At 38.0% G+C, this 6000-nt stretch carries 5 protein-coding genes and 1 tRNA gene; all 6 read right to left on the reverse strand.

Features of this window, described 5'->3' with window-relative positions:
* Positions 1-188: 188 nt before the first annotated feature.
* The 6 genes from dnaG to E7276_RS11860 all read right to left on the reverse strand — a co-directional run bounded on the left by dnaG (position 189) and on the right by E7276_RS11860 (position 5766).
* Positions 189-1958, reverse strand: a complete 1770-nt coding sequence (gene dnaG / locus E7276_RS11835; RefSeq protein ID WP_294217853.1) for a DNA primase — start codon at positions 1956-1958, stop codon at positions 189-191.
* 33 nt (positions 1959-1991) lie between these two features.
* Positions 1992-3008, reverse strand: coding sequence for a deoxyguanosinetriphosphate triphosphohydrolase (locus E7276_RS11840; RefSeq protein ID WP_294217855.1), 1017 nt, complete (start codon positions 3006-3008; stop codon positions 1992-1994).
* A gap of 121 nt (positions 3009-3129) precedes the next feature.
* Positions 3130-3213 (reverse strand) — tRNA-Leu (locus E7276_RS11845).
* 669 nt (positions 3214-3882) lie between these two features.
* Positions 3883-4551 (reverse strand): sugar O-acetyltransferase, encoded by a 669-nt coding sequence (locus tag E7276_RS11850; RefSeq protein ID WP_294217858.1) that lies wholly within the window; start codon positions 4549-4551, stop codon positions 3883-3885.
* 75 nt (positions 4552-4626) lie between these two features.
* The gene (locus E7276_RS11855; protein WP_294217859.1) at positions 4627-4986 is read right to left on the reverse strand and encodes a dihydropteridine reductase; all 360 of its coding nucleotides are present in this window, start codon (positions 4984-4986) and stop codon (positions 4627-4629) included.
* Between the two features lie 195 nt (positions 4987-5181).
* The gene (locus E7276_RS11860) at positions 5182-5766 is read right to left on the reverse strand and encodes a TetR/AcrR family transcriptional regulator (RefSeq protein WP_294217861.1); all 585 of its coding nucleotides are present in this window, start codon (positions 5764-5766) and stop codon (positions 5182-5184) included.
* Between the last annotated feature and the right edge of the window lie 234 nt (positions 5767-6000).

A 6000-nucleotide genomic window follows, 5' to 3' on the forward strand; every position in this document is an offset into this window, starting at 1 on the left:
TTGAACTCAAGGTCTTCTGCTGAAATCTCCTCTAGGTCACCGAAATCAACATCTTTATCCTCTGTTTCTACACCATCAGAATCATCGGCATCTTCCTCAGCCTGAGCTAAAAACTCATCAGCTGCGGCTTTCAAATCTCCACTTTCAATCAACTCGTCAACTTTCTTTTTTGCCATTTTTGTTCCTTTCTATATTGAAATGTTAGCACGTTCAAGTTCTTGTAGCATCTTTGCGCCAGTAATTGTGCTTTTGAAATCAGCTCCATTCTTTTTGGATAACTCAAGGGAATTCTTTTTTATTCTAAGTAAAGTTTCTTTTAAGGCTTTGCTTAGATCAGAATTATTTGTTAATTCGCCAACAGTGGTGTTAAAAAGGGCTGCAACAGTTTTGCGCTCTTCCTCCTCCATAAACAAATCAACTATCCTAGCCGTATCCACAGGCTGATTTGATTGGCAATAATTAAATACTTCACTTGCCACTTTTTTATATACACCATCTTCAAAATCATCAGGAGTAACATATTTGCTAATCTTTGAATAAATAGATGGCTCCTCAACCAGCCAAGTAATTAAAAGACGCTGGGAAATTTTCATTCCGTCATCCTTTGCCTTTGCTGATTTGATTCGTGTTTCATGAGTCTGGTCATCCTTTTTGGCTGTAATACCAGATGATCCCAGCTCGATAATATATTTAGCCAGCGCATCCTTTGGTATGTTAAACCTAGATGCAACAGCCTCTGTATAATTTTCTCTCTCCAGCTGTGTTGGAAACTCGAGAACAATCATACGTGCAGCTTCCTTTTGGAAATCAGATTTTTTCTCTGGATCAGTCAAATCATAATTATTCTGAAGCATTCTGATTTGATACATGAAGCTGTTTTCTGCATTCTGTATACGCTTTTCGTATTCCTCTGCGCCCAGATTTTTGATAAATTCATCTGGATCCTTGTAAGGGTTCATATTGATGATTCGACAAGAAATACCTGCTCTTTTTAGAATAGGTATCGCTCTCAGTGCAGCCTTTTGACCAGCACCGTCAGAGTCATAACTGAGATAAACATCCTTTACGTAGCGTTTTAACATTCCGGCATGGCCTTCCGTCAAAGCGGTACCTAATGAAGCAACAGCATTGTCGAATCCAGCCTGATGTAAGGAAATAACATCCATGTATCCCTCGCAAAGAATGAACTGCTCTCGTCTAGTTTTGCGAGCAAAATACAAACCAAATAAGGTACGAGACTTATTAAAAATCTCTGTCTCTGGTGAGTTAAGGTATTTAGGCTCGCCATCTCCCATAACTCGACCACCAAAGGCAACTACTTTGCCATTGGCATCAAATATAGGAAACATTGCACGGTTCCAAAATTTGTCATGGCCACCACGTTTCTCGTCGATGGTAATAAGACCGCAGTCCTTTAATATGTCATCATCATACCCCTTTTCCCTAAGGTATTTGTACAGGGAATCTGAGTATTTGCTGGTGCAGCCAAGGCCAAATTTGTGCAACGTCTCTGGCGTCAAGCCTCGCTTTGTAAAATAAGCCATAGCCTGCTCACCACCTGGCGAACGAAGCAGCTTGTAATAATAACCTGCAGCTTCTTTGTTAATTTCAAACAATCTGCTACGCCTATCAGCTGTCCTACGCTCCTGGGCTGTCATTTCTCTCTGTGGCAAGCTAACTCCGCATTGGTTAGCCAACTCCTCCACAGCTTCTTTAAATGTCATATTCTCATAGTTCATCAGAAAGCTAAAAGCATTTCCTCCGGCACCGCAGCCAAAGCAGTAATACATTTGCTTCTGAGGACTCACAGAAAATGACCCTGTTTTTTCATTATGAAAGGGACATAGTCCAAAATATTGGCTGCCCTTTTTTTGTAAATTGACGTACTTTGAAATAACATCGACAATATCCGTTCTAGAACGAACTTCCTCGATGACTTCCTCTGGATAATAAGGCATTTATTCTCCCTCTAAGTATATATGTAGCGATTCCTAGAATCCGTCTACCACCCATGCTTTTGGCATGAAGAATTCATTAAATTTAGTAATACAATATTGGTCGGTCATGCCTGAAATATAATCGCAAATGATTCTCTCTCGGCTCTCGCCATCGATTTCCATAGCTCTATATCTGGATGGAATCTCCTGGAAATGCTCAGTGTAATATCCGTATAATTCTTTGATCATACGCTTTGCTTTGACCTCTTCCACCTTTGCTACAGAATCCTTGTAAACATTAGCAAACATAAATTTGCGAAGCTCCGACATAGCCTGTTCAATTTCAGGTGACATTTTAATGACAGGGCTATCCTGACTAGATATGATGACGTCATGAATAAGAGTGTCCAATCTGACAGCTGAAGTCATTCCAAGAGTCTTTCTGATTTCCCATGGAATATCGTCCTCTGTGAGAATCTGTGCTCTGATAGCGTCATCAATATCACTATTTACATATGCAATTTTGTCAGAAAGACGCACAATCTGTCCCTCTGGCGTAGCTGGGTGTCCGCTAGTCTGATGATTGCGAATACCGTCAATAACCTCCCAGGTGAGATTGAGTCCCTGACCACCCTTTTCAAGCTTCTCAACAATACGAACGCTCTGCTCTGAATGAATAAATCCTGTAGGGCACAGTTCATTAAGCTGAGCCTCTCCTGCATGACCAAATGGAGTGTGGCCCAAATCATGACCTAAAGCAATCGCCTCAACCAAATCCTCATTAAGTCTAAGTGCCTTGGCAATTGTCCTGGCGTTCTGTGAAACTTCTAAGGTATGAGATAATCTCGTTCTGTAATGATCACCCTGAGGAGTAAGAAATACTTGTGTTTTATTCTTCAATCGGCGAAATGCCTTGCTATGAAGAATCCTATCTCTATCTCTCTGAAATAGAGGTCTGATATCACACTGTGGCTCGTCCTTGGCACGGCCACGTGAATTCTCATTGAGCGTTGCGTAAGGGCTAAGATTTTCCCTCTCCATCTGCTCAATCATTTCTCTTATTGTGCCCATTTTAGCCTCCCAATAATATGAAGCAATACAAATAATGTTAATGTAACGGGAACCTCTATAAAACAAATTACGCAAGAAAAAAGGATATCCTTTTTCTTGCGTAAAAAATTTTAAAATATAATGCAGAAGAAGGGACTTGAACCCTCACGGTGTTGCCACCACTGGCACCTGAAGCCAGCGCGTCTGCCGATTCCGCCACTTCTGCGAACATTTAGTATTCTAAAGAATTGAGGTTCTTTAGTCAAGGGAATACCAGCATTTATTCTGTAATATTTTTACATCAAAAACGGGCGACACCAACTCGAAACCACTTGATTCCTAGCTGATGCCGCCCCTGAAATTCGATCCCAATGGACTATACCTCTCATTCTGCTTTATTTTTTCATGTCACTGTCCATTTGAAAACTTTTATCAGTGATGGACCTCATCATGAAATTGTCGCGTGTTTTTAATGTTAATTCTCTGGTGGACTATACCTCCAATCACTAGATTTTAACATCTTCTTTGGTTAAAAATTAATCCTCTGGTGGACTATACCTCCATTCACTAGATTTTAATAACCAACTTAAAATAAAATTAATGTTTTGGTGGACTGTACCTCCCTTTCTTTAAGTTCTTTATATCTCTGTTGTTAATATTATTATATCGTGGCTTTTATAAATTGCAAGACAATTATACTAAAAACCAAATCTTTGTCAGATATTTCAATGTTCGATTATTTGTTTTGTGTAAATTGCAAATTGAAAATCTGGGAAGCCGCATAAAATATAGCTTCTCTTATTTTATGCAGCAACCCCAGTACTTTCAAGGATTTTACTGGACTATTTCTAGCGAATCGTCCTTATTTACACGCAGTGTTCAATCATTTTCTCACCTAGTTTGGAGCAGTTGGATATCTATCAGCATCATCAGCTTCTGATTCTATTCTTTGAATATCCTGTAGGGCTTCATCATCTATCTTTCTGCCTGCATAAAATGTATCTCTATCCGCCTCAGTAATTTTTCTAATAACTCTACATGGATTACCGGCAGCAATAGACCACTCAGGAACATCCTTGGTCACAACAGAGCCTGCGCCAATAACAGAATTAGAGCCAATATTTACCCCTGGACAAATGACAACATTACCGCCAATCCAAACATTGTCCCCAATAGTAATATCAATACCATATTCATACATAGTATTTCTAGTGGCAGGATGAACTGGATGACCTGCTGTATAAATGGCAACGTTAGGTGCCAGCTGCACATTATCGCCTATACGGATTTTACCTACATCAAGCATTGTACAATTGTAATTGGCAAAGAAGTTTTTACCAACCTCAATATGAGTACCATAATCACAATAAAATGGCGGATTAATAAACGCTTCATTATCAGCACTTTTAATCAGCTCATTTGCTATAGCCTTTATAGCATCAAAATCGGCCCTATCAGCAGTATTCAATTTCTGAGTAAGTCTGCGAGCAATTTTCTGTTCCTCAAAAACCTCATCATCAGAAATATATACAAGCCCCCTGTCTCTACGTTCGATATTATTCATTGTAAAAATCCCCCATGTTTATACTTTTAATCAGCTTCCACCATTTTACCATATATCCTCTCGACAATAGACGTTTTATTCAGCCGATTCCGATATTTCTTTTGCAAGTTCTAGTATTTCATAAGCATACATTTCTTTTCCTTTTTTAAGTAGCTTCAAGTAAAGTGGATAATTTACTATGCAAATGGCAATTCCCAATATTCCAAGGATAATTCCAAAAACCATTGCTGCTAATCCTGTTCCAAGCACACCCATTGAAAAGCACATTCCCGTACCTAAAATCAAAGCACCAACAATGCCAACAGTTAAGGCTGTAATAAAAGCTGGCTGCTTTGCTTTATCATCTAACTTTTTCAACTGTCTTACCTTACTTGTCTCCTTTGGCATATAATCCTTTGCTACACTTTCTGCATATACCTTGTCTAAATTGTTCATCTTAATTTTACCTCCATTTGTAATCTTTTTTTTGCTATTTTTCCAACTAGGCACGCCTTGCTTTGAGCTTGAGGTAATTATAGAAATACATGTCCATAAACAGAACAACACTTTCCACGAAAAGTGTTGATTTCAGGAACCAAGGTCCCCACACAAATCGTAAAAAGTGTTGGATTATCATTTTATTAAGTTTTTCTATTGCACTGGCTTATTAATACACTTTTGGATTATTCCTATTATCTCTTCTTTCGATTCAACGCAATCCCTTGCAATCCATTCATTTACAACTCCAATAATGCCCTTCAAATAAAAAATCATGATGTAAGGTTGTTCTTCCTTATCTACTCCAAATCTGGTAAGAATTGGTCCAAAAATCTCATTGAACCACCTTTCATAAGTTTTTTCCGCCCCCATCATCTCGTTCTTTTCATACATTACCAAAAAGAGCTTTCTATTATCTTCCACGAATTCCAAATATGGCATCAGATAATTGGGAGTGATCAAAAATAATTCATCATCCTTTTTGTCGTCGATATTGATTGTCTTAGGACCATCTGAAGAGAATCTGCTAAAAAAATCCTTGTAGACAGCTTCAATTGCTTCTTTCAAAAGATCACTAGTATTATCATAATGCAAATAAAAAGTAGACCTGTTTACCTCTGCAGTTTCACAAATCTCCTTAACTGTAATCAATTCAAAATCCTTTTTATCAATTAAAGATATAAGTGCCCTATGCATCTTTTCTGCAGATTTAAAATATTTGCTTTCATTTTTATTCATAATGCACCTTCCTTCAATATTCTAAAACCTATGACTGCATCTATCCTCTCTAATTCTTCTTAACTCATTCTTATTATAATAAAAAGAAAGCATCAAAAACACTATCAACCTAAATGGCGCTTGTAATCTTTTATCGCGGATGGCGGGGTGAGGTGGGAAACAAAAACCTGCTAACAAAAATCAAGTATGAATTTCAAATATACTTTTTAAATAATTAATTGCATCACAATAAGG

The organism is Pseudobutyrivibrio sp. (assembly GCF_015057185.1).
In the GTDB taxonomy this organism is placed as follows: domain Bacteria; phylum Bacillota; class Clostridia; order Lachnospirales; family Lachnospiraceae; genus Pseudobutyrivibrio.